Source organism: Pseudomonas sp. CFBP 13711, from assembly GCF_014842265.1.
GTDB lineage: Bacteria > Pseudomonadota > Gammaproteobacteria > Pseudomonadales > Pseudomonadaceae > Aquipseudomonas.
On record NZ_JACYVI010000002.1, the window covers coordinates 162,296 to 180,171 of the forward strand.

Genomic DNA, 17,876 nt, shown 5'->3' on the forward strand with positions numbered 1-17,876 from the left:
CTATGGCAACGTCCATTGGAGCTTCTTCTATGCAACCTTCACATTCCGCAACGGCCTCTGCGCCGGATGCCTCGTCCCGATCAGGGATACAAATCCTGATCATGGCGATCGCTGCATTCATCATCGTCACCACTGAATTCCTCATCGTCGGCCTGCTTCCGGCCATGGCCAAGGACCTGGGCGTATCGATCGCCGTGGCTGGCCAGGTGGTGACACTGTTCGCCTTTACCGTGATGTTGTGCGGGCCGTTCCTCACGGCAAAACTGGCGAGTGTCGAGCGCAAGAAACTCTTCACCATCATCCTGCTGGTGTTCGCCGCTTCCAACGTGCTGGCGGCGCTGTCCACCAATATCTGGGTCATGGCCCTCGCGCGCTTCATTCCGGCGCTGGGCCTGCCTGTGTTCTGGGGCACCGCCAGCGAAACTGCCGGGCAACTGGCAGCACCCGGCAAATCGGGTCAGGCGGTGTCGCGGGTCTACCTGGGCATTTCCGCCGCCCTGGTGTTCGGTGTGCCGTTGGGGACCGTCGCCGCCGACACCCTCGGCTGGCGCGGCAGCTTCTGGGTCCTGGCCGTCATCTCGCTGGTGATCGCCATCCTGATGCAACTGTGCATGCCGACCTTGCCTTCCTCCCCTGCCAAGCACGGCGAGAAGCAGACCGACATCCTGAAACAGCCACGCTTCCTCGCCCACGTGTTGCTGTCGGTGCTCGCGTTCACCGCGATGTTCACGGCTTACACCTATCTGGCCGATATCCTCCAGACCCTGGCCGGCGTTCCGACCAATCAGGTCGGCTGGTGGCTGATGGGCTTCGGCGCGGTCGGCATGATCGGCAACCAATGGGGCGGAAAGTTGGTCGATCGCAGCCCGCTGGGCGCGATGGTGCTGTTCCTGGTGATTCTGAGTATCGGCATGGCCGCCGCCATTCCATTGGCCACGGACCATATCTGGCTGATCGCCGCGCTGGTCTTATGGGGCGTTGCGTACACCGCGCTGTTTCCGGTGTGCCAGGTGCGCGTGATGCAGGCCGGTGCCAAGGCTCAGGCACTGGCGGCGACCATGAACATTTCGGCGGCCAACGCGGGCATTGGCTTGGGTGCGATTTTTGGCGGGCTGGGTATCGGCCACTTCGGACTGGGGTCGCTGGGCTGGATCGCGACCGGGATCGCCGCCCTGGCGATTGTGGTTGCGCTGTTGATGATGCGTAAGCGTTAAGGACTTGGTCTGGCAGTGAAGCGATGTTGGGTTGCTGTCTTGCCAGGCAGAACACGCAGCATCGGGATGCCGCTTTTTGAGCGCGGCATCCCGAATCTGCCAATGAGAAGAACCGGTCACTCAGGTGACGACGCTTTCCCTTCCCGCGCCGCCAGAATCCGCGGCAGGTTGTCTTCGATCCAGGTGGTCAGCCCGTCCATCTGCAGGGCGACCTCCTCGCCCATCGCCGTCAAACGGTATTCGACGTGGGGCGGCACCACCGGCAGCGCTGTGCGGTCGACAAACCCATCCTGTTCCAGGCACTGCAGCGTCTGCGACAGCATCTTTTCGCTGACGCCGCCGATCTTGCGCCGCAGTTCACTGAACCGGTGCATGCCGTCCAGCAACGCCACCAGCACCAGCACGCCCCAGCGGCTGCACACATGATTGAGGATTTCCCGCGACGGGCAGTCCCGGGCCAGCACCTCACCGGTACGAATACGCTCGAGCAGTGAGACGGAGCCTACCGAGGGCGAAGCAATATCGTTCATGACACTTACCTTTTCGTACGTACTTACGAAAGGTTAGCACGGTGACTATGCTGATCGCTCAATCAACTTCGTTCGGGAATCATCATGATCGTCATCACCGGTGCATCAGGCCAGCTGGGCCGCCTCGTCATCGCTCAACTGCTCGAAACCGTGCCTGCCTCGCAGATCGTTGCGGCGGCCCGTGATCCGGAAAAGGTTGCTGACCTCGCCGCCAGGGGCGTGCAGGTTCGCCAGGCCGATTACGCGCAGCCGACCACTCTGGACCAGGCCTTTGCAGGCGCCGAGAAAGTCCTGCTGATCTCGTCCAGTGAAGTGGGCCAGCGGGTCGCTCAGCATCAGGCGGTGATCGACGCGGCCAAACGCGCGGGCGTGAAACTGCTGGGTTACACCAGCGTGCTCCACGCCGACACCTCGGCGCTGGGCCTGGCCGAAGAACACAAGCAGACCGAGGCGGCCCTGGCGCAATCCGGCGTTCCGGCGGTGGTGCTGCGCAATGGCTGGTACCACGAAAACTACACGGCCGGCGTTGCCCACGCGGTAGAGAACGGCGCCCATTACGGCAGCGCGGGTGATGGCCGGATCAGCTCTGCCGCCCGGGCAGACTACGCAGCGGCAGCGGCCGTCGTACTGACATCCACTGAGGATCAGGCGGGCAAGGTCTACGAGCTGGCCGGCGACGAGTCCTACACGCTGAAGGAATTTGCCGCTCAAATCGCGCAGCAATCCGGCAAGCCTGTCGTCTACACCGATCTTCCCGAGGCCGATTACAAGGCTGCGTTGCTGCACGCCGGGCTGCCGGAGTTCGTCGCCGAGTTGCTCGCCAACTCCGATGCCGCTGCGGCCAAGGGTGCCCTGTTCGACGACACTCGCCAGTTGAGCCGCCTGATTGGCCGGCCGACCGCACCGCTGTCGGCGAGCATTGCCGAAGCGCTGCCCCGGTAACCTTCGCTGCCGCCTCGCAGCTGCACGCGGGCGGCACGCCAGCACGGGCACTGAATGATTTGCGCCCCTCAGGGTCGAAACCAATGACAGCGCACCACGCGCTGGCCAAGGAGTTTCGAATGAACAGCAAATCGCTCATTGCCGGTCTGGCGATTCTGGGTAGCGTTTCCGTTGCAAGTTTCACGGTCCAAGCCGCCAACGCAACGGAGCCGACCATTCAACCTTCCCGAGACAATATGCGGGAGCTCGAAGTCGGCAGCCGTTCGCCGCAGGAATTCCAGCGTCCGGACGCCGCGATCAAGGACTGGAAAGCCAAGGGTCTGGAAGAACCGGCCAAAATGAGCCAGTGGACGCGCATCCACGACAAATACGTCGAAGTGCAAACCACCAACGGCCAGATCACCAAGATTGTCCCGATCGAAAAATAAACCGGGGCACTGACCCAGCGCGTCGGGTCCGTGCGGCGCGCACCAGGTCAAAGAACCTATACGGACGACCAAAGGAATTCCCATGAACATCAAAAAACTGATGGCTTGCGCGGCAGTGGTCACTTGTCTGAGCGGCACCAGCTTCACGGCGATGGCGCAAACCCCTGCGACCAAAAGCGTGCAGGCGGAACACACCAATGAACAGTACAAGGTCGGCGACACCACCCATGACCTTTACAAAGACGAGCGCGTCGGCGTCAAGGACTGGCAAGGCAAGGGCCTGACCGCGCCCAAAGAAGGCACGCAATGGGTACTGATCAGCGATAAATATGCGCTCATCAACATGGAAGACGGCAAAGTCCTAGACATCGCGCCGGGCAATCTCAAACCGCTGAAAAAGTAATTGCCGACGTAACGTCCACCGTGCCCGACATCCCTCGGGCACCGCTTTGCCTTTTCCCCTCATCCAAATGCTCGCCACCCCTTGCAACGGCTGACAAGAAAGGTTGCACCCTAACGATTGCGCCCTCTACTCTGCGGCTCCTGTCTGTTGCGCCATAGGCCCGGGTTCGATGTCTTCCGTCTTGAATGTCTTGCTGCCCATCTTCGCCCTCATTCTGGTGGGCTACCTCTGTCGCCGCACCAACCGCCTCGGACCGACCGCCGCCTCTGAAATCAACCGAATGGTGGTCTGGCTGTGTTTGCCGGCACTGCTGTTCACCGCCACTGCCCACGCCACCTGGGCGCAGATCTGGCACCCGGGTTTCGTGCTGACCTTCACCCTGTCGACTATGGCGATGTTCGTCATTACCCTGCTGCTGCGGCGCCGGAAAGCCGGGTATTTTGCCGATGCCAGCATCGACGCCCTCAGCGCCTCCTACGCCAACACCGGCTACATCGGCATCCCGCTGTGCGTCATGGTGCTGGGGCAGGACGGCCTGGAACCGGCGCTCATCGCCTCGTTGCTGGTGGTCTGCGTGGTGTTCGGCATCGCCCTGGTGTGCATCGAAATCGGGTTGCAAAGCGAGGCCCGGGTGCACCGCATCGTGCTCAAAGTGCTGCTGGCACTGGCGAAAAACCCGCTGGTGGTCTCGCCGATACTGGGCGCCTGCTGGGCGTCCACCGGCGTGGTATTGCCGGGCGCGGTGGATAAATTTCTCAGCCTGCTGGGTGCGGCGACGACGCCCTGTGCGCTGATTTCCCTGGGCCTGTTTCTCGCCCAAAAACAGCAAGGGCCGCGTGAGGGCACGACGTTGCTGGTGCTGATAAAACTGATCGCCCACCCGCTGCTGACCTGGTTTCTGGCGTATCGGGTGTTCAACCTGCCGCCGCTGTGGGCGAACTCTGCCTTGTTGTTGAGCGCCCTGCCCACTGGCACCGGCCCGTTCATGCTGGCCGAGTACTACAAGCGCGAGGCGTCGGTGGTGTCGAGCACGATTCTGATCTCGACGCTGGGCTCGCTGGTGACGCTGTCGCTGTGCATCTATTACATCAACGGTTGACGGGCTGACGTCGGGGATGAGCTCGGGCATACATTCAGGCACTAGATGGGTGCGTCAAAATGAACAAGCTGGATTTGCTGAAAACCTTCGTCAGGGTCGCCGAGCTGTCGAGCTTCACCCACGCCGGCGACGCCTTGGGCCTGCCGCGCTCGACGGTGTCGGAGCATGTGCGCAGCCTCGAAGAACTGCTCGGCGCGCGACTGCTCCTGCGTACCACGCGCAAGGTGCAAGTGACCCCCGATGGCCAGGCGCTGTATGAGCGCAGCAAGGATGTGCTCAGTCAGATGGACGAGCTGGAAGGCCTGTTCCGCCAGGACAACTCGGCGCTCAGCGGACGGCTGCGGGTGGACATGCCCACCGCCATTGCCCGGCGCCTGGTGATGCCACGGCTAGGTGAATTCCTTGAGCGGCACCCGCTGATCGAGCTCGAGATCAGCAGTACCGACCGGCGCGTCGATCTGATCCGCGAGGGCTTTGATTGCGTGCTGCGCATTGGCGCCCTGCCGGACACGCCGCTGATCGCACGCAACGTCGGCCTGTTCGGGATGATCAACTGCGTCAGCGAGAGCTATGCCGAGCGGTTCGGGATTCCGCAGAATCTGGAAGACCTGCAGCAGCACCGGCTCATTAACTACGCACCGGCTTTCGGCGCTGCCGAATCGTTATTCGAGTATTGCCGCGAGGGCAAGGATTTCCATGTGTCGATGCCCTGCAGTGTGACGGTGAACAACATCGAAGCCTACGAGGCGGCGTGTGTCGGCGGGCTGGGGATCATCCAGATTCCGCGCCTGGCTGACGCTTACCAGCAGCAACGCGGCGCCTTGATCGAAATCCTCCCCGAGTACCGGCCAACGGCGATGCCGGTGTCACTGCTCTACGCCCATCGCAGGCACCTGCCCCAGCGGTGCCGGGTGTTCATGGATTGGCTGGAGCAATTGCTGGGGGAATATGGGGTGATGTCGAAGGGCTTGCAGGGGCGGCGTTAGCAGGCTGGTAGGACCGGCTTTAGCCGGGAACGCATCGGCGAAGACTCCGCAAAAATGATGTCGTTTGCACAGGCGTCTTCCCGGCTAAAGCCGGTCCCACAGGGATCGCGTTGATCCAGCGGACCGGTTGAGTCTCTCCTACCTGCCATCATTTCAACGCCGCGACCACCGCATCGAAGAAGGCCATCGGGTCGATGGGCTCTTTGTCAACCGGCTTGGGCTGCGCGCCGAAGGTGACGATCACCACGTTGTTGGCCGGGTTAACGTAAATGTTCTGTCCCTGGATGCCGACTGCCGAATAGGCGCCATCTTTGACCGAGGGCGCAGTCCAGGCGGTCCACCACATGTAGCCGTAATCCAGGCTCTTGCCGCCTTTGAGGGTGGTTGGCAGCGTCGCCTCCCTGACCCAGCCGTCGGGCAGGATCGAAGTGCCGTTGATCTTGCCATCGTTCATGAAGAACAGGCCGAAGCGCCCGTAATCCCGCAGGGTGGCGCTGATGCCGCTGCCGCCGATCTCCACGCCGTCAGGGGAGTCCAGCCACCAGGTCGCGTCGCTTTCCATGCCGAACGGCTGCCAGATCTTCTTCGACAGGTACTCGGCCAGCGGCATCTTCACCGCGCCCCGCACAATCTCGCCGAGGACCTGAGTTTCGCCCGTACTGTAGTTGTTTACCGTGCCGGGTTCCGCTGCGCGCGGCAGGCTCGCCATCAGCGCCATGGCCGAATGGGGCTGCTGGGAAATCTGCGCCTTGAGCAACGTCCGCCGATCCGACGCCGGATCGGTGTAGGTCTCGTTCCACTTCACCCCCGAGGACATCATCAGCACGTTGCGCACGGTCACCCCGTCGTAGGCGCTGCCTTTGAGGGCCGGCACGTAATCGACCACCTGGGCGTCAAGGCCCTTGATCAGGCCATCCTTGATTGCCGCCGCGGTCAGGGTCGAGGTGATGGATTTGGCCATCGACATCGACATCCAGCGGGTTTTCTCGGTGTTGCCGCGCTGATAGGTCTCGAAGACGATCTTGCCGTCCTTGATCACCAGCATCGCGGTAATACTGTCCAGCGCCACGAAGTCGTACAGGTCGTACTTTTTGCCCTCGACGGTGAAGCGCACGTTGGGCAGTTGTCGCTCCGACTTCGGCAGTGCATAGGGATGATAGCCCGCCTGGATGGTGTGGGTGGGAAACAGCCGGCCGATATTGCGATAGGTGCTGACCGCCAGGTCCGGGAGCATGGCGCCGTCGTAGATCTGCTCGACCGTGCCGATGGGTTCCTGGGCGTGGGGGTAGTCGTCTGCCCAGGCAGTGGAAACAAACGCGGCGGCGAGCAGGCCGAAGGACAGGGTCAGTGGCCGGTTGAAAGCGGCGGGACGGGAGACGGGTAAGTGCATGACGTATCCTTTTTTTGTCGTCGATGGACGCTGAATTTCCGACTAAAACCGGTCCGACTGAAAGAACGTGCGCGTTTGAACCATAGCCCACTCACCGGTATTGCACCGGGTGAACAGTTCAGTGGTTTCCTACCCTGACGTCTGCGATTGCGCACCTGACCGAATCGAAGGCAAAAAAAACCACCGCACGAAGGCGGTGGTTTTTCAGGCTTGCAGGACGCGTCGAATCAGACTTTGACGATCCAGCCCGCCGGGCCCTCGATGTCGCCGTACTGAATGCCGGTCAGCTCTTTATACAGGCGCTGGGTCACGGGACCGACGTCGGTTTCGCTGTGGAACACGTGCAGCTTGTCTTTGTAGCTGATGCCGCCGATCGGAGTGATCACCGCCGCAGTGCCGCACGCGCCGGCTTCCTTGAACAGGTCGAGCTTGTCGATGAACACCTCGCCTTCGATGACCTTCAGGCCCAGGCGGCTCTGCGCCAGTTCGAGCAATGACAGGCGAGTAATGCCTGGCAGCACCGACGGCGATTTCGGCGTGATGAACTCGTCGTCGTGGGTAATCCCGAAGAAGTTGGCCGAGCCGACCTCTTCGATCTTGCTGTGGGTCAGCGGATCGAGGTAGATGGCGTCGGCGAAGTTGGCTTTCTTGGCCTCACTGCCTGGCATCATGCTCGCGGCATAGTTACCGCCGACTTTCGCAGCGCCGGTGCCTTGTGGCGCGGCGCGGTCGTAGCTGGAGATCACGAAGTTGTGGGGTTTCATGCCGCCCTTGAAGTACGGGCCCACCGGGATGCAGAACACCGAGAAGATGAACTCGGGCGCAGCGCGCACGCCGATGTTGTCGCCGACGCCGATCACGAACGGACGCAGGTAGAGCGCGCCGCCAGTGCCATACGGCGGGATGAAGCGCTCGTTGGCGCGGACCACTTGCTTGCACGCTTCGATGAACTGCTCGGTCGGCACGTGGGGCATCAGCAGGCGGCTGCAGCTGCGCTGCATGCGCGCGGCATTCTGGTCGGGTCGGAACAGGTTGATCGAGCCGTCTTTGGCGCGATAGGCCTTGAGGCCTTCGAAGCATTGCTGGCCGTAATGCAGCGCGGTCGAGCCTTCGCTGATGTGCAGCACGTTGTCTTCGGTCAGGGTGCCTTGGTCCCACTCGCCATCGCGCCAGTGTGCCAGGTAGCGTTTGTCGGTCTTGATGTAGTCGAAGCCGAGCTTGTCCCAGTTAATGCTTTCGTTACCCATGACACCCTCTATGTCCAGGCCAGCTCGGCCGGGAGTGTCCGGCGTCTGGCGTTTCATCGATAAGGCCCGGAGCAGGACGCAACCCGTTCCGGTGTGTCGCCATATTACTGATTTTTCTCCCTGCAAACCGCCTCGGCGGCCGATGAGCTGAAAAAGATCCGCCGCTAGCGTGCCTGTGCGCGCCGGTTTGTGCCGTCTGTAGCAAAACCGCCCAGAGACGCGTGCAGTTTCGCCAATGTTGCCTAAGGTGTGTAAATCGTCTGAGACAGGAGCAGCACCCATGGGTATCGATCAGTTGTTCGCCGATTTGAGCAGTCTTCCCAGCATTCCCAAGGTGGCGCAGGACCTGATCAAGCAATTCGACAGCCCGTCGTCGGACCTGGGCAGCATTGCCGGCAACATCGAAAAAGACCCGGTGATCGCGGCGAAAATTCTGCGGCTGGCCAACTCCGCGCGCTTTCGCGGTGCGCGAGAGTCGTCGAGCATCGAGGACGCTGCCATGCGCCTGGGGTTCAACACCCTGCGCACATTGGTGCTGGCCTCCGCAGTCACCGGCGCGTTCAAGGCAGGGCCGAGTTTTGACCTGAAGGGCTTCTGGCTGAAGAGCTTTCAAGTGGCCGGGATCTGCCGCTTGCTGGCGAAACAGTCCGGCGCCGATGCCGAAATCGCCTTCACCTGTGGGGTCATGCACGACATCGGCGAGCTGCTGATCCAGACCGGCGCACCAGCCGTTGCCGAGCGCATAAACAGCGTGACCAAGACCGGGACAACCGGGCGTGCGGCGATTGAAACCTTGCAATTGGGCTTTGGTTACCCGGAAGTCGGCGCGGAACTGGCCCGACGCTGGGGATTGCCGGAGGTCATCCAGAACGCCATCGCCTATCAGGCGCGGCCCATGCAGGCGCCGGGAGACGCGACCCAGCCACGGATTGTTGCCCAGGCATTGACCATTTCCGCTGCGCTGGAAAATCACGGCGGCGCCACGGCGCAGGCGAAGCAGGAAGTGGATGGGCCATTGCTGGAGGGGGTTGATCTGGAAGCAGTGTTCGCGGCGCTGCCGAAGGTGTTGGAGGACGACAAAGCGTTTGCGGAGTTGTTGAGTTAGGGAAAGCGGTTATGGTCTGAAATGGATGGCGCCTGAACCGACCCCTTCCCGGCTGAAGCCGGTCCTACAAATTGATCTCGGTCCCACTGACACAACACGGTCACTCGTAGGACTGGCTTCAGCCGGGAAAACGTTAGGCGTCACTCTGCAAAATTGAGGGTGCTGACCGAGGCCTCTTCCCGGCTGAAGCCTGTCCCACTAGTATCAGCGCACAGCCGCTCTTGAGAACCTGTGCATGCCTGATGTTCCTGACACCTACGTCGACACCCTGCTGCACTGGATGCACGACCGCTCGTTCCTCGTGCTGACCGGCGCCGGGATCAGTACGTCGTCCGGTATTCCGGATTACCGCGACAGCGAGGGCGTGCGGCGGGGTCGGCAGCCGATGATGTTTCAGGAATTCCTCAATGCCCCTGAAGCCCGGCGCCGTTACTGGGCCCGGGCAATGCTCGGCTGGCCCCGGGTTCGCGCCGCGCTACCCACTCCGGCCCACGAAGCGATTGCCCGCTTGCAGCAACACGATCTCATCAGCGGGGTGATCACTCAGAACGTCGATACCTTGCACGATCAGGCCGGCAGTCATGACGTCGTGGAATTGCACGGCAGTCTGCACTGGGTGCTGTGCCTGGACTGCCACCACCGCACCGAACGCGACATCATTCAGTTGACCCTGATCGAGCAAAACCCGTACCTGGCGGGCGTCGATGCGGTGCAGGCGCCGGATGGCGACACTTTGCTGGACCCCGCCTTCGAAGAACGCTTCCAGGTGCCGCACTGCCCCCACTGCGGCGGCGAGCGAATGAAGCCGGACGTGGTGTTTTTCGGCGAAAACGTGGCGCCACCCACGGCGGCCAAGGCCATGCATCGGGTGGAAGAAGCCCAGGGACTGCTGGTGGTGGGGTCGTCGCTGATGGCGTTCTCCGCCTTCCGCCTGTGCCGCGCGATCAAGGATCAGGGCAAACCGCTGATCGCCATCAACCTGGGCAAAACCCGGGCGGATGATCTGCTGGATCTCAAGATCGAAGCGTCATGCGAGGTGCTGTTGCCAGCGTTGGCCCAGCGGCTGTTACAGGGTTAACGGGCAGCACGACATGTGGGAGTGAGCTTGCTCACGAAGACGGCATTTCAGTCGCTGAAGATTTAGCGGATGGCCCACCCTATATCGTGAGCAAGTCCGCTCCCACCTTGCCCGATCCTTCATCTGATTGCGCGAATCCCCGGCAACGCCGCCAGCGCCCTGTCCCACACCTGCCGCGTCCTCACCCACGCCACTTCCTGCCAGTCCGGGTCCGCCGGGTAAAACTGCTCCAGCAGCCCTTCCTTGATCCGTCGACCGGTCTCGTCCAGGGGATCGCCGTGCAGGTGCAGCCAGTGATCATCCCGCAAATGCCCATGCACCTCTGCGCCCGGGTACGTGCCGCACTCGATGACAAACGGCATCAGGTGCACGCCCGGCAAGGCGTCGAGGAGCATCTGCGAGGTGTAGCCGGTGGAGGTCGCCGCGACACCGGTTTCGCTGACCCGATTGGCGCCGGTGATCAGCGTGAACAGCCACGGCCCGAATAACGCTTTGGCGTCATCGAGCGCGGGGTAAGCCGACTCGACAATGCTCATCAGCATCGGATGACCGTAATCCCCCGCGCCGGTGTGCAGGTCGAAACAGGTCACCACCTCGGCGTCCTGCAGGTATCGCCCGACGATGCTGCGCAGGGTGCGATTGGACCAGCTCGGCCCGCTGCCGCCGAAAAACAACCCATCGGGGAATGCGTACTGCCCCGCCTCCACCACCGACATCAACCCTGCCCAACCCCGCGCGTCGATCGCTGCCTGAAACAACGCATCCGCCTGATCGCGCTTTGGCCCGCGCAGCTGCTCGCAGGCGTAAATCCCGTGGACGTCGGCGTAGGCGCGGTTGTCCGGTAGCGGCCGATTAAAGTCCAGGTAGTTGCGGTTCTGATCAAGGTTGTCCTCGTTGACCCGGCGCATCCACGCCGTGCCCCAGGGGTTGATCAGGTGAATCATCAGGACCGCAACGCCCTCGGGCAGCGCGCATGGATCAAAACCCTCGAGCCAGCGGCTCTGGCAATCGGAGCCGTAATAACCCTCGACGCCATGGGTGCCACTCAGCGCCACCAACACCCGCCGCGCATCCGGGTCGCCCAGCCAGGCGACGTCCGTGGCCAGCGGCTCGCCAAAAGGACCCGACAACGGGTGAACGTATTCACTCAACCGCGCGCCAGCCGCCGTGGCTGCGGCAATGAAGCGCTCGCGAAGCTGGCGATAACCCGGACGAACTGGGAAAAAGTGGCTCATTGATGCGCTCCAGAATCGATGACACCGCGCGTATGGGCCCGGAATAGACAGCCGGAACGCCGCGCAGAAAGGACACTGCGTCAGAAATGTTACAACCGGACACGTTTTGGCACACTTCTTTCTAGTGTTTCTCTTGTGGAACGTCAGTACCACGAAACGCTTCGCGTCCAGCCCCGGCTGCCGCGAGTCTACGCTGCCAAACGGTGCGCACCACGCACCCGTGTGCAGGAACCGGACATTACCCCGTCCGAAACAGTGCAGGACGCCGACCAGAAGTCTGGCGTCCGTCGATAAGGAATTCGATTCGTGCCAGACATGCGCATTTCACACCCGATCCGCCCACGCCGCGCCTTGCCTTTTCCGCTGCACGCCTCCGTCAGCGAGCCAGCCACCCGCCCCATCACCCTTCAGCGCTCCGGCTGAAACCCAGCGTCAATTCGCTGCGGTGCCCCACATTTGTTTTGCGTCAATGGCTGTCGCTGTTATAGCGATCCGGCGGCCACTTTTTATTGTTTTTTTTCGGGACAGATGCGCCTGCTCACATAACGGTTTGAATAACGCGCAACAGGCATCGCTGTTGATCCACACACACTAAAAACGATCACTGATCATTTTCAGGAAGTGTGCGCCACTGTTAAACACCATTCACGCCATGACTGACAAGTCACACTTTAAGGACTTATCGCAATGATCACGTAAGCACTCACGCACCAACTTGCACCCACTTAATCACGTTTGGTGCAGCGCACTTCTGATTGAATCGGAACAGGTCACCGTGCAAACACGCGGTGAACCTGAGTGGATAGGTTCGCCCTTTGGTTCGGCAACTTACCCTGCCTCTATAGAGCGAACTGACCCAGACTCGACGAAATTCGCTAAAAAGTTACAGGAATGCGACATCGCCCCGCCCCAGCCCGGAAACAGCAGGCTAGAGCCCTGCACTGGCATAGCGGTTGCAATAGCGATGATCGTTACATAGTCATTCTGAAATAAAGACGTACTTCTTCGTACTCAACAAGAAATCAGGGAACTGCAATGTCGTCTCCATAGCCCACGCTGCAACGGCAGTTATAAGAGTGGTTCTTCAACGACCTGCTCCCCAAACCTCGTGCTTTGCGAAAGCACGGACGTCAACTTCAAACAGGGTGACTTGTTTGAACGGACCCTTATTGCCCTTCAACCACCCGAGGGAGCTTTAATGAATGACGCGGTAAAAACGAAAGCCATACCTGACCCGGCGCCGGACGCACTGTCCATGGCCTGGCCGCGTATTCCTTTCAAGGAAAACACATCGCGTCCGGGTGAACTAAGCCGGACGCACGTGTTGATATTGATTGCCGCCTCGGTCCTTATTCACGGCGCTATCTGGTGGTATATGCAGACTGCAAAAGCCGACGTCCCGGAAGTTGCGCCGCAAGTGCCCGAGATGACCGTGGAATTGACCAGCCCGACACCGCCGACCCCGGAGCCGCCGCCACCGCCGCCTCCACCTGAACCGCCGCCACCGCCCCCGCCGCCCCCTGAACCGGAGCAACCGGTCGAGGACCCCGACGCGGTCAAGCCGCCGCCGAAACCGGTGGAGAAGCCTGTCGAGAAGCCGGTGGAAAAACCCAAGGTCGAGAAGCCCAAGCCGGTGAAGAAACCCGAACCGGTGAAAAAGCCGACACCGCCTGCGCCTGCTGCACCGGCTACGCCGAGCCCGCCTGCGCCCGCCACACCGTCGCCATCCCCCGCGCCGCCAGCGCCTGCCGCGGCCCCGGCGGCACCGGTCAAGGAATCGGCGGCGATTTCCGGGCTCGCCAGCCTGGGCAACCCGCCACCGGAATACCCCGGCGCGGCGCTGCGCAAAGGCATGGAAGGCCGCGTGATCCTGCGCATCAAGGTGCTGCCCAACGGCCGCGCCGGCACGGTCGAGGTGACCAAATCCAGCGGCAAACAGGTGCTGGACGATGCGGCGGTAGAGACGGTGCGCAACTGGAAGTTTATTCCGGCCAAGCGCGGTGACACCCCGATCGAAGGCTTCGCGACGCAAACCATCGACTTCAAGCTGCCCGAATGAACCCGGTCAGCCGATCAACAACAACTCTTTATATAGCGGGTGAGGTGTAACCATGAACGAATCGATCTCTTCGATGATTGTCCCCGGCGTACTCTGGGCGCTGGTGGTGTTTTCAGTGCTGAGCTGGGGACTGTTGCTGATCAAATCCGCACAGTACTTGCGCTTAAAGACCCAAAACAAACAGTTCGCCAAAGCGTTCTGGGCAGCGCCGGATCTGCTCACCGCCGCCGAGCATTCCAGCCAGTACCCGGGCTCACTGGCGCGGATCGCCAACAGCGGTTTCGAAGCCATGGCGGTCGACGAAACACCGCGCAACACCCAGCAGCTCGCCCACACCATCAACCGCTCCGACCGCCTGGAGCGCAACCTGCGCCAGCAGATCCAGAAAGAACGCCGCGCACTTGAAGCCGGTCAGGCCATCCTCGCCAGTATCGGCAGCACGGCGCCGTTCATCGGCCTGTTCGGTACCGTCTGGGGGATCATGGAAGCGCTGCAAAGCATCGGCGCCAGCGGTTCGGCGAGCCTGGAAACCGTGGCCGGCCCCATCGGTCACGCGCTGATTGCCACCGGGGTCGGCATTGCCGTCGCGGTCCCTGCGGTGCTGATCTACAACTTCTTCCTGCGGCGTCTCAAGCTCGCCGTCGCCGACATGGATGATTTCGCCCATGACTTCGACGCCCTCGCCCAACGCAGCGCCTTTAGCATCAACCGTCAGGCCATTGCCAGCAAGCACAGCCAGGCTGTGCGGGAGGCGAGCTGATGTCGTTCTCCACCCAAGACAGCGATGAGGTACTCAGCGAAATGAACGTCACGCCGCTGGTGGACGTGATGCTGGTGTTGCTGGTGGTGTTCATCGTCACCGCGCCGCTGATGACCAACGCCATCAAGGTCAACCTGCCGAAAACCGACGCCGTCGCCCCCGCCGACAAGAAAGACCCGGTGGTGGTCAGCGTCGATCAGGACGGCAAGTTCTACCTGGCCAAATCCGAAGTCGCGCCGGAATCCCTGGAGCTCAGCCTCAAGGACGTCAAGGCCAAGGACCCGGAGGTGCGCGTGCAATTGCAGGCCGACACCAACGTCAACTATGGCCAGGTGGCCAAGGCGATGGCGTCGATCGAGCGCTCGGGCATCACCAAGATTTCAGTGATGACGTCCAAATGATCGACACATGACCCGCACCTGATCTGCACCTGAAGCAGGCGCCGCACCCCGCTGCGGCCCTGCGCACCCTACTCCCGATTCACCGCCGTCCGGGTTTTTGCCCCGGAGGGGAGCGGCTTGCTTGAAATAAGGAAATTCCCGAGCGCTACAACCGCCTCGGAGCAACGAGGGCTCACAAGGCCATTTCAATAACATCTGGAATAAGTCGGAAACTACCATGCTGATGAGCTTTCCCGGTTTTACCCTCAAGCCCCTTGTTGTTGCCGTACAACGCCACCCCCGTGCGCTGATTTGCGCACTGGCGGTCGGCATGAGCCCGGCCTATGGCGCCGACAGCACGGACAGCGCCGCCGATGCCGCACCTGGCAGTGAAGCCGCTGTCCCCGCGGCGGCGGTGGCTGCTGCGCCGGCGACCACCCAGCTCAAACGGGTGGAGGTGACCGGTTCGGCCGTGCGCCGGGCCGATGCGGAAACTGCCGTGCCGGTGACCATCCTGCGCGCCGACGAGCTGAAGAAACAGGGCGTGACCACCACCGAACAGATGGTCCAGCGCATCACCGGCAGTCAGTCGATGATGAACAGCGCCGGCTCGGTCGGCGCCTCCACCGGTGGCGCGTCCTATGCCGACATGCGCGGCATCGGCGCCAACAAAACCCTGATCCTGCTCAACGGCCGCCGTCTGGCCAACAACGCCTTGTCCGGCGTCGGCACGCCCAACGGCAGCGCCATCGACCTGAACATGATTCCGTTCGCCGCCATCGACCGCATCGAAGTGCTGCGCGACGGTGCCTCGGCGCTGTACGGCACCGACGCCATCGGCGGCGTGATCAACTTCATCACCAAAAAATCCCTGACCGACGGCACCCTGAGCCTCGGCGGCGACACCCCGACCGCCAGCGGTGGCGGCGCCAGCAAGGACGTCAGCGCCAGCTGGGGTTTCGGCGATCTGGACGAAGACCGCTTCAACGTCATGGGCGTGTTCAACTACAACAAGCAGCAGAACCTCGACGCCAACGACCGCTCTTTCGACAAGGATTACGTCCCGGGCCGTGGCCTCAACCAGACTTCCGGCACCGCTTATCCCGGCAACTACTATCAGGGCAACAACAGCAGCAACCCCCTCGCACCGAACTGCGCCGGACCGGGCTTGGTGAGCGTGAACGGGCTGTGCCGGTTCAGCACCCGCGATTACATCGACCTGGTGCCGCAGACCGAGAAGACCTCGTTCTTCGGCCGCGCCACCGGCAAGCTGGCCGAGGACCACAACGTCAGCCTCGAATACTTCTTTGCCCGCAACAACAACGCCACCAGCATCGGCCCCGCGCCACTGACCGGCCTGAGCATCGACCCGTCTTCGCCCTACTACCCGGGCAACGGCATTACGCCCGGCCCGAACAACTTCGCTCTCGACCCTACCCAGCCGGTGGACACCGCCTGGCGTGAGACGGCCGCCGGCCCCCGTGGCAGCAAGGACCAGAACACCAACCAGCGTTTGCTGCTGACCTTCGACGGCACCGTCGGCGGCTGGGATTACAACCTCGGCGCCAACTACAACCAGAGCAAGGTCGTGTCCAGCGTGACCTCGGGTTACGTCAGTGACTCCGCCCTCAAGGCCGGCCTGGCCAGCGGTCTGCTCAACCCGTTCGGCCCGCAATCGGCGGCGGGTCAGCAGTTCATCGACGACGCCGCGTATCACGGCGAATACTCCACCGCCGTTGGCCGTGTCTACGGGGTGGATGGACGTATCAGCCGCGAGATCGGCAACTGGTTCGGTGCCGGCGAATCCGGCCTGGCCCTGGGCGGCGAATACCGCAAGGAAAAACTCCACCAGGATTACGAGGACTTCGTTGACGACATCAGCAGCCTGGGTCTTGACTCGGCCGGTTCCGTATCCGGCGATCGTACCGTCAAGGCCGAGTACGCCGAGCTGAACGTCCCCGTCATCGACAGCCTGGAACTGACCGCCGCCGTGCGCCACGACAAATACAGCGACTTCGGCAGCACCACCAACCCGAAATACTCGTTCCGCTTCCAGCCGTTCAAAGAGCTGGTGATGCGCGGCGCGTACAGCGAGGGCTTCCGTGCGCCGTCGCTGTACGAGCTGTATGCCCCGCAAAGTCTGGCCTACAGCCAGGGTTACTACGATGACCCGACGCTGTGCGCCGGCGGGACCGTGCAGCCGGGCGGCCAGGCCGGTCGTGACTGTAATCAGCAGTTCCTCAACCGCAGCGGCGGCAACGCGAGCCTGTCCCCGGAGAAAGCCCGCAACGTGACCCTGGGCTTCGTTTATCAACCGATGAACAACCTCTCCATGGGCCTGGATTTCTGGTGGATTCACATCTCCAATCAGATCCAGTCGTTTCCTGAATCCACCGTGTTCGACCAGTCGGATCTGTATGGCGACCGCATCATCCGCAACGCCGATGGCTCCATCGCCAACATCGTCACCGGCAACTCCAACCTGGGCATCGTCAAGACCAACGGTGTCGACGTGACCCTGGACTACCGCTTCCCGAACACGCCGTATGGCCAGTTCGGTCTGGGGCTGACCGGGACGTACGTCAATCGCTACGACTTCCAGAACATCATCGACGGTCCGTACACCGACAAGGTCGGCGACTTCCAGGGTGATGGCGTGATCGCGCGCTGGAAACACGTGCTGATCGGCAGCTGGACCCTCGGCGACAGCCGTGCCTCCCTGACCAACCGCTTCACCAGCGGCTACAACGACTACGACCGCACCACCAACGGCACCGTGCCGTCGTACTCGCTGTGGGACCTGTCGGTGGGCCACACCTTCGAGAAGGTGCTGGACGTCGATGCCGGCGTGCGCAACCTGTTCGACCGCGACCCGCCGTTCACCAACCAGGCCTACAACTTCCAGTCCGGCTATGACCCTCGTTACGCCGACCCACTGGGCCGCACGCTGTTTGCGCGGGCGACGTATCACTTCTAAGCGCTAGTCCCCGACGCGCCATTCCTGCGGCGCGTCGGGCTGC

At 62.2% G+C, this 17,876-nt stretch carries 16 protein-coding genes; 12 read left to right on the top strand and 4 right to left on the bottom strand.

Annotation, left to right across the window (positions count from 1 at the left end):
• The first annotated feature begins 29 nt into the window (after positions 1 to 29).
• Positions 30 to 1,214 carry an MFS transporter gene (locus tag IFT47_RS05730; protein ID WP_192172018.1) on the top strand — a complete coding sequence of 395 codons (1,185 nt, stop codon included), beginning with the start codon at positions 30 to 32 and terminating at the stop codon, positions 1,212 to 1,214.
• A 116-nt stretch (positions 1,215 to 1,330) separates the two neighbouring features.
• Here the strand turns inward: IFT47_RS05730 and IFT47_RS05735 are convergent, their stop codons facing one another.
• Positions 1,331 to 1,744: a winged helix-turn-helix transcriptional regulator gene (locus IFT47_RS05735; protein ID WP_192172019.1), complete on the bottom strand. Its 414-nt coding sequence runs from the start codon at positions 1,742 to 1,744 to the stop codon at positions 1,331 to 1,333.
• A gap of 84 nt (positions 1,745 to 1,828) precedes the next feature.
• Between IFT47_RS05735 and IFT47_RS05740 the strand changes: the two genes are divergently transcribed.
• The 5 genes from IFT47_RS05740 to IFT47_RS05760 all read left to right on the top strand — a co-directional run bounded on the left by IFT47_RS05740 (position 1,829) and on the right by IFT47_RS05760 (position 5,602).
• Positions 1,829 to 2,686 carry an SDR family oxidoreductase gene (locus tag IFT47_RS05740; RefSeq protein ID WP_192172020.1) on the top strand — a complete coding sequence of 286 codons (858 nt, stop codon included), beginning with the start codon at positions 1,829 to 1,831 and terminating at the stop codon, positions 2,684 to 2,686.
• Positions 2,687 to 2,805: 119 nt separating this feature from the next.
• Positions 2,806 to 3,114, top strand: a complete 309-nt coding sequence (locus tag IFT47_RS05745; RefSeq protein WP_192172021.1) for an RcnB family protein — start codon at positions 2,806 to 2,808, stop codon at positions 3,112 to 3,114.
• Positions 3,115 to 3,196: 82 nt separating this feature from the next.
• Positions 3,197 to 3,517 carry an RcnB family protein gene (locus IFT47_RS05750; RefSeq protein ID WP_192172022.1) on the top strand — a complete coding sequence of 107 codons (321 nt, stop codon included), beginning with the start codon at positions 3,197 to 3,199 and terminating at the stop codon, positions 3,515 to 3,517.
• A 169-nt stretch (positions 3,518 to 3,686) separates the two neighbouring features.
• Entirely contained in the window at positions 3,687 to 4,616 is a 930-nt protein-coding gene (locus IFT47_RS05755; RefSeq protein ID WP_192172023.1) for an AEC family transporter, read from the top strand.
• Between the two features lie 59 nt (positions 4,617 to 4,675).
• The gene (locus IFT47_RS05760) at positions 4,676 to 5,602 is read left to right on the top strand and encodes a LysR family transcriptional regulator (RefSeq protein WP_192172024.1); all 927 of its coding nucleotides are present in this window, start codon (positions 4,676 to 4,678) and stop codon (positions 5,600 to 5,602) included.
• Between the two features lie 148 nt (positions 5,603 to 5,750).
• On the opposite strand, the gene IFT47_RS05765 is transcribed toward IFT47_RS05760, so the two are convergent.
• The gene (locus tag IFT47_RS05765; RefSeq protein ID WP_192172025.1) at positions 5,751 to 6,992 is read right to left on the bottom strand and encodes a serine hydrolase domain-containing protein; all 1,242 of its coding nucleotides are present in this window, start codon (positions 6,990 to 6,992) and stop codon (positions 5,751 to 5,753) included.
• Positions 6,993 to 7,219: 227 nt separating this feature from the next.
• Entirely contained in the window at positions 7,220 to 8,239 is a 1,020-nt protein-coding gene (locus tag IFT47_RS05770) for a branched-chain amino acid aminotransferase (protein ID WP_192172026.1), read from the bottom strand.
• Positions 8,240 to 8,519: 280 nt separating this feature from the next.
• On the opposite strand from IFT47_RS05770, the gene IFT47_RS05775 reads away from it, so the two are divergent.
• Entirely contained in the window at positions 8,520 to 9,344 is an 825-nt protein-coding gene (locus tag IFT47_RS05775) for an HDOD domain-containing protein (RefSeq protein WP_407073219.1), read from the top strand.
• Between the two features lie 235 nt (positions 9,345 to 9,579).
• The gene (locus tag IFT47_RS05780; RefSeq protein ID WP_192172028.1) at positions 9,580 to 10,422 is read left to right on the top strand and encodes an NAD-dependent protein deacetylase; all 843 of its coding nucleotides are present in this window, start codon (positions 9,580 to 9,582) and stop codon (positions 10,420 to 10,422) included.
• A gap of 119 nt (positions 10,423 to 10,541) precedes the next feature.
• Here the strand turns inward: IFT47_RS05780 and IFT47_RS05785 are convergent, their stop codons facing one another.
• A complete protein-coding gene (locus tag IFT47_RS05785; RefSeq protein WP_192172029.1) occupies positions 10,542 to 11,657 on the bottom strand; it encodes a DUF2817 domain-containing protein in 1,116 nt (371 codons plus the stop codon).
• A gap of 1,198 nt (positions 11,658 to 12,855) precedes the next feature.
• Here IFT47_RS05785 and IFT47_RS05790 point away from each other — a divergent pair.
• The 4 genes from IFT47_RS05790 to IFT47_RS05805 all read left to right on the top strand — a co-directional run bounded on the left by IFT47_RS05790 (position 12,856) and on the right by IFT47_RS05805 (position 17,833).
• The gene (locus IFT47_RS05790) at positions 12,856 to 13,716 is read left to right on the top strand and encodes an energy transducer TonB (protein ID WP_192172030.1); all 861 of its coding nucleotides are present in this window, start codon (positions 12,856 to 12,858) and stop codon (positions 13,714 to 13,716) included.
• Between the two features lie 52 nt (positions 13,717 to 13,768).
• The gene (locus IFT47_RS05795) at positions 13,769 to 14,476 is read left to right on the top strand and encodes a MotA/TolQ/ExbB proton channel family protein (protein ID WP_172612468.1); all 708 of its coding nucleotides are present in this window, start codon (positions 13,769 to 13,771) and stop codon (positions 14,474 to 14,476) included.
• Positions 14,476 to 14,877, top strand: a complete 402-nt coding sequence (locus IFT47_RS05800) for an ExbD/TolR family protein (protein WP_133771220.1) — start codon at positions 14,476 to 14,478, stop codon at positions 14,875 to 14,877. Before IFT47_RS05795 ends, IFT47_RS05800 begins: the two co-directional genes overlap by 1 nt.
• A 217-nt stretch (positions 14,878 to 15,094) precedes the next feature.
• Complete coding sequence (locus tag IFT47_RS05805; protein ID WP_192172031.1) at positions 15,095 to 17,833, top strand: TonB-dependent receptor; 2,739 nt, start codon at positions 15,095 to 15,097, stop codon at positions 17,831 to 17,833.
• The last annotated feature ends 43 nt before the right edge of the window (positions 17,834 to 17,876 follow it).

Excerpts from the sequence above, each read along its gene's own strand:
- IFT47_RS05805 (WP_192172031.1), top strand. The coding sequence starts at position 15,095 with ATGCTGATGAGCTTTCCCGGTTTTACCCTCAAGCCCCTTGTTGTTGCC.
- IFT47_RS05765 (WP_192172025.1), bottom strand. The coding sequence starts at position 6,992 with ATGCACTTACCCGTCTCCCGTCCCGCCGCTTTCAACCGGCCACTGACC.
- IFT47_RS05735 (WP_192172019.1), bottom strand. The coding sequence starts at position 1,744 with ATGAACGATATTGCTTCGCCCTCGGTAGGCTCCGTCTCACTGCTCGAG.
- IFT47_RS05790 (WP_192172030.1), top strand. The coding sequence starts at position 12,856 with ATGAATGACGCGGTAAAAACGAAAGCCATACCTGACCCGGCGCCGGAC.
- IFT47_RS05800 (WP_133771220.1), top strand. The coding sequence starts at position 14,476 with ATGTCGTTCTCCACCCAAGACAGCGATGAGGTACTCAGCGAAATGAAC.
- IFT47_RS05750 (WP_192172022.1), top strand. The coding sequence starts at position 3,197 with ATGAACATCAAAAAACTGATGGCTTGCGCGGCAGTGGTCACTTGTCTG.
- IFT47_RS05755 (WP_192172023.1), top strand. The coding sequence starts at position 3,687 with ATGTCTTCCGTCTTGAATGTCTTGCTGCCCATCTTCGCCCTCATTCTG.
- IFT47_RS05745 (WP_192172021.1), top strand. The coding sequence starts at position 2,806 with ATGAACAGCAAATCGCTCATTGCCGGTCTGGCGATTCTGGGTAGCGTT.
- IFT47_RS05770 (WP_192172026.1), bottom strand. The coding sequence starts at position 8,239 with ATGGGTAACGAAAGCATTAACTGGGACAAGCTCGGCTTCGACTACATC.
- IFT47_RS05780 (WP_192172028.1), top strand. The coding sequence starts at position 9,580 with ATGCCTGATGTTCCTGACACCTACGTCGACACCCTGCTGCACTGGATG.
- IFT47_RS05740 (WP_192172020.1), top strand. The coding sequence starts at position 1,829 with ATGATCGTCATCACCGGTGCATCAGGCCAGCTGGGCCGCCTCGTCATC.
- IFT47_RS05760 (WP_192172024.1), top strand. The coding sequence starts at position 4,676 with ATGAACAAGCTGGATTTGCTGAAAACCTTCGTCAGGGTCGCCGAGCTG.
- IFT47_RS05795 (WP_172612468.1), top strand. The coding sequence starts at position 13,769 with ATGAACGAATCGATCTCTTCGATGATTGTCCCCGGCGTACTCTGGGCG.
- IFT47_RS05730 (WP_192172018.1), top strand. The coding sequence starts at position 30 with ATGCAACCTTCACATTCCGCAACGGCCTCTGCGCCGGATGCCTCGTCC.
- IFT47_RS05775 (WP_407073219.1), top strand. The coding sequence starts at position 8,520 with ATGGGTATCGATCAGTTGTTCGCCGATTTGAGCAGTCTTCCCAGCATT.
- IFT47_RS05785 (WP_192172029.1), bottom strand. The coding sequence starts at position 11,657 with ATGAGCCACTTTTTCCCAGTTCGTCCGGGTTATCGCCAGCTTCGCGAG.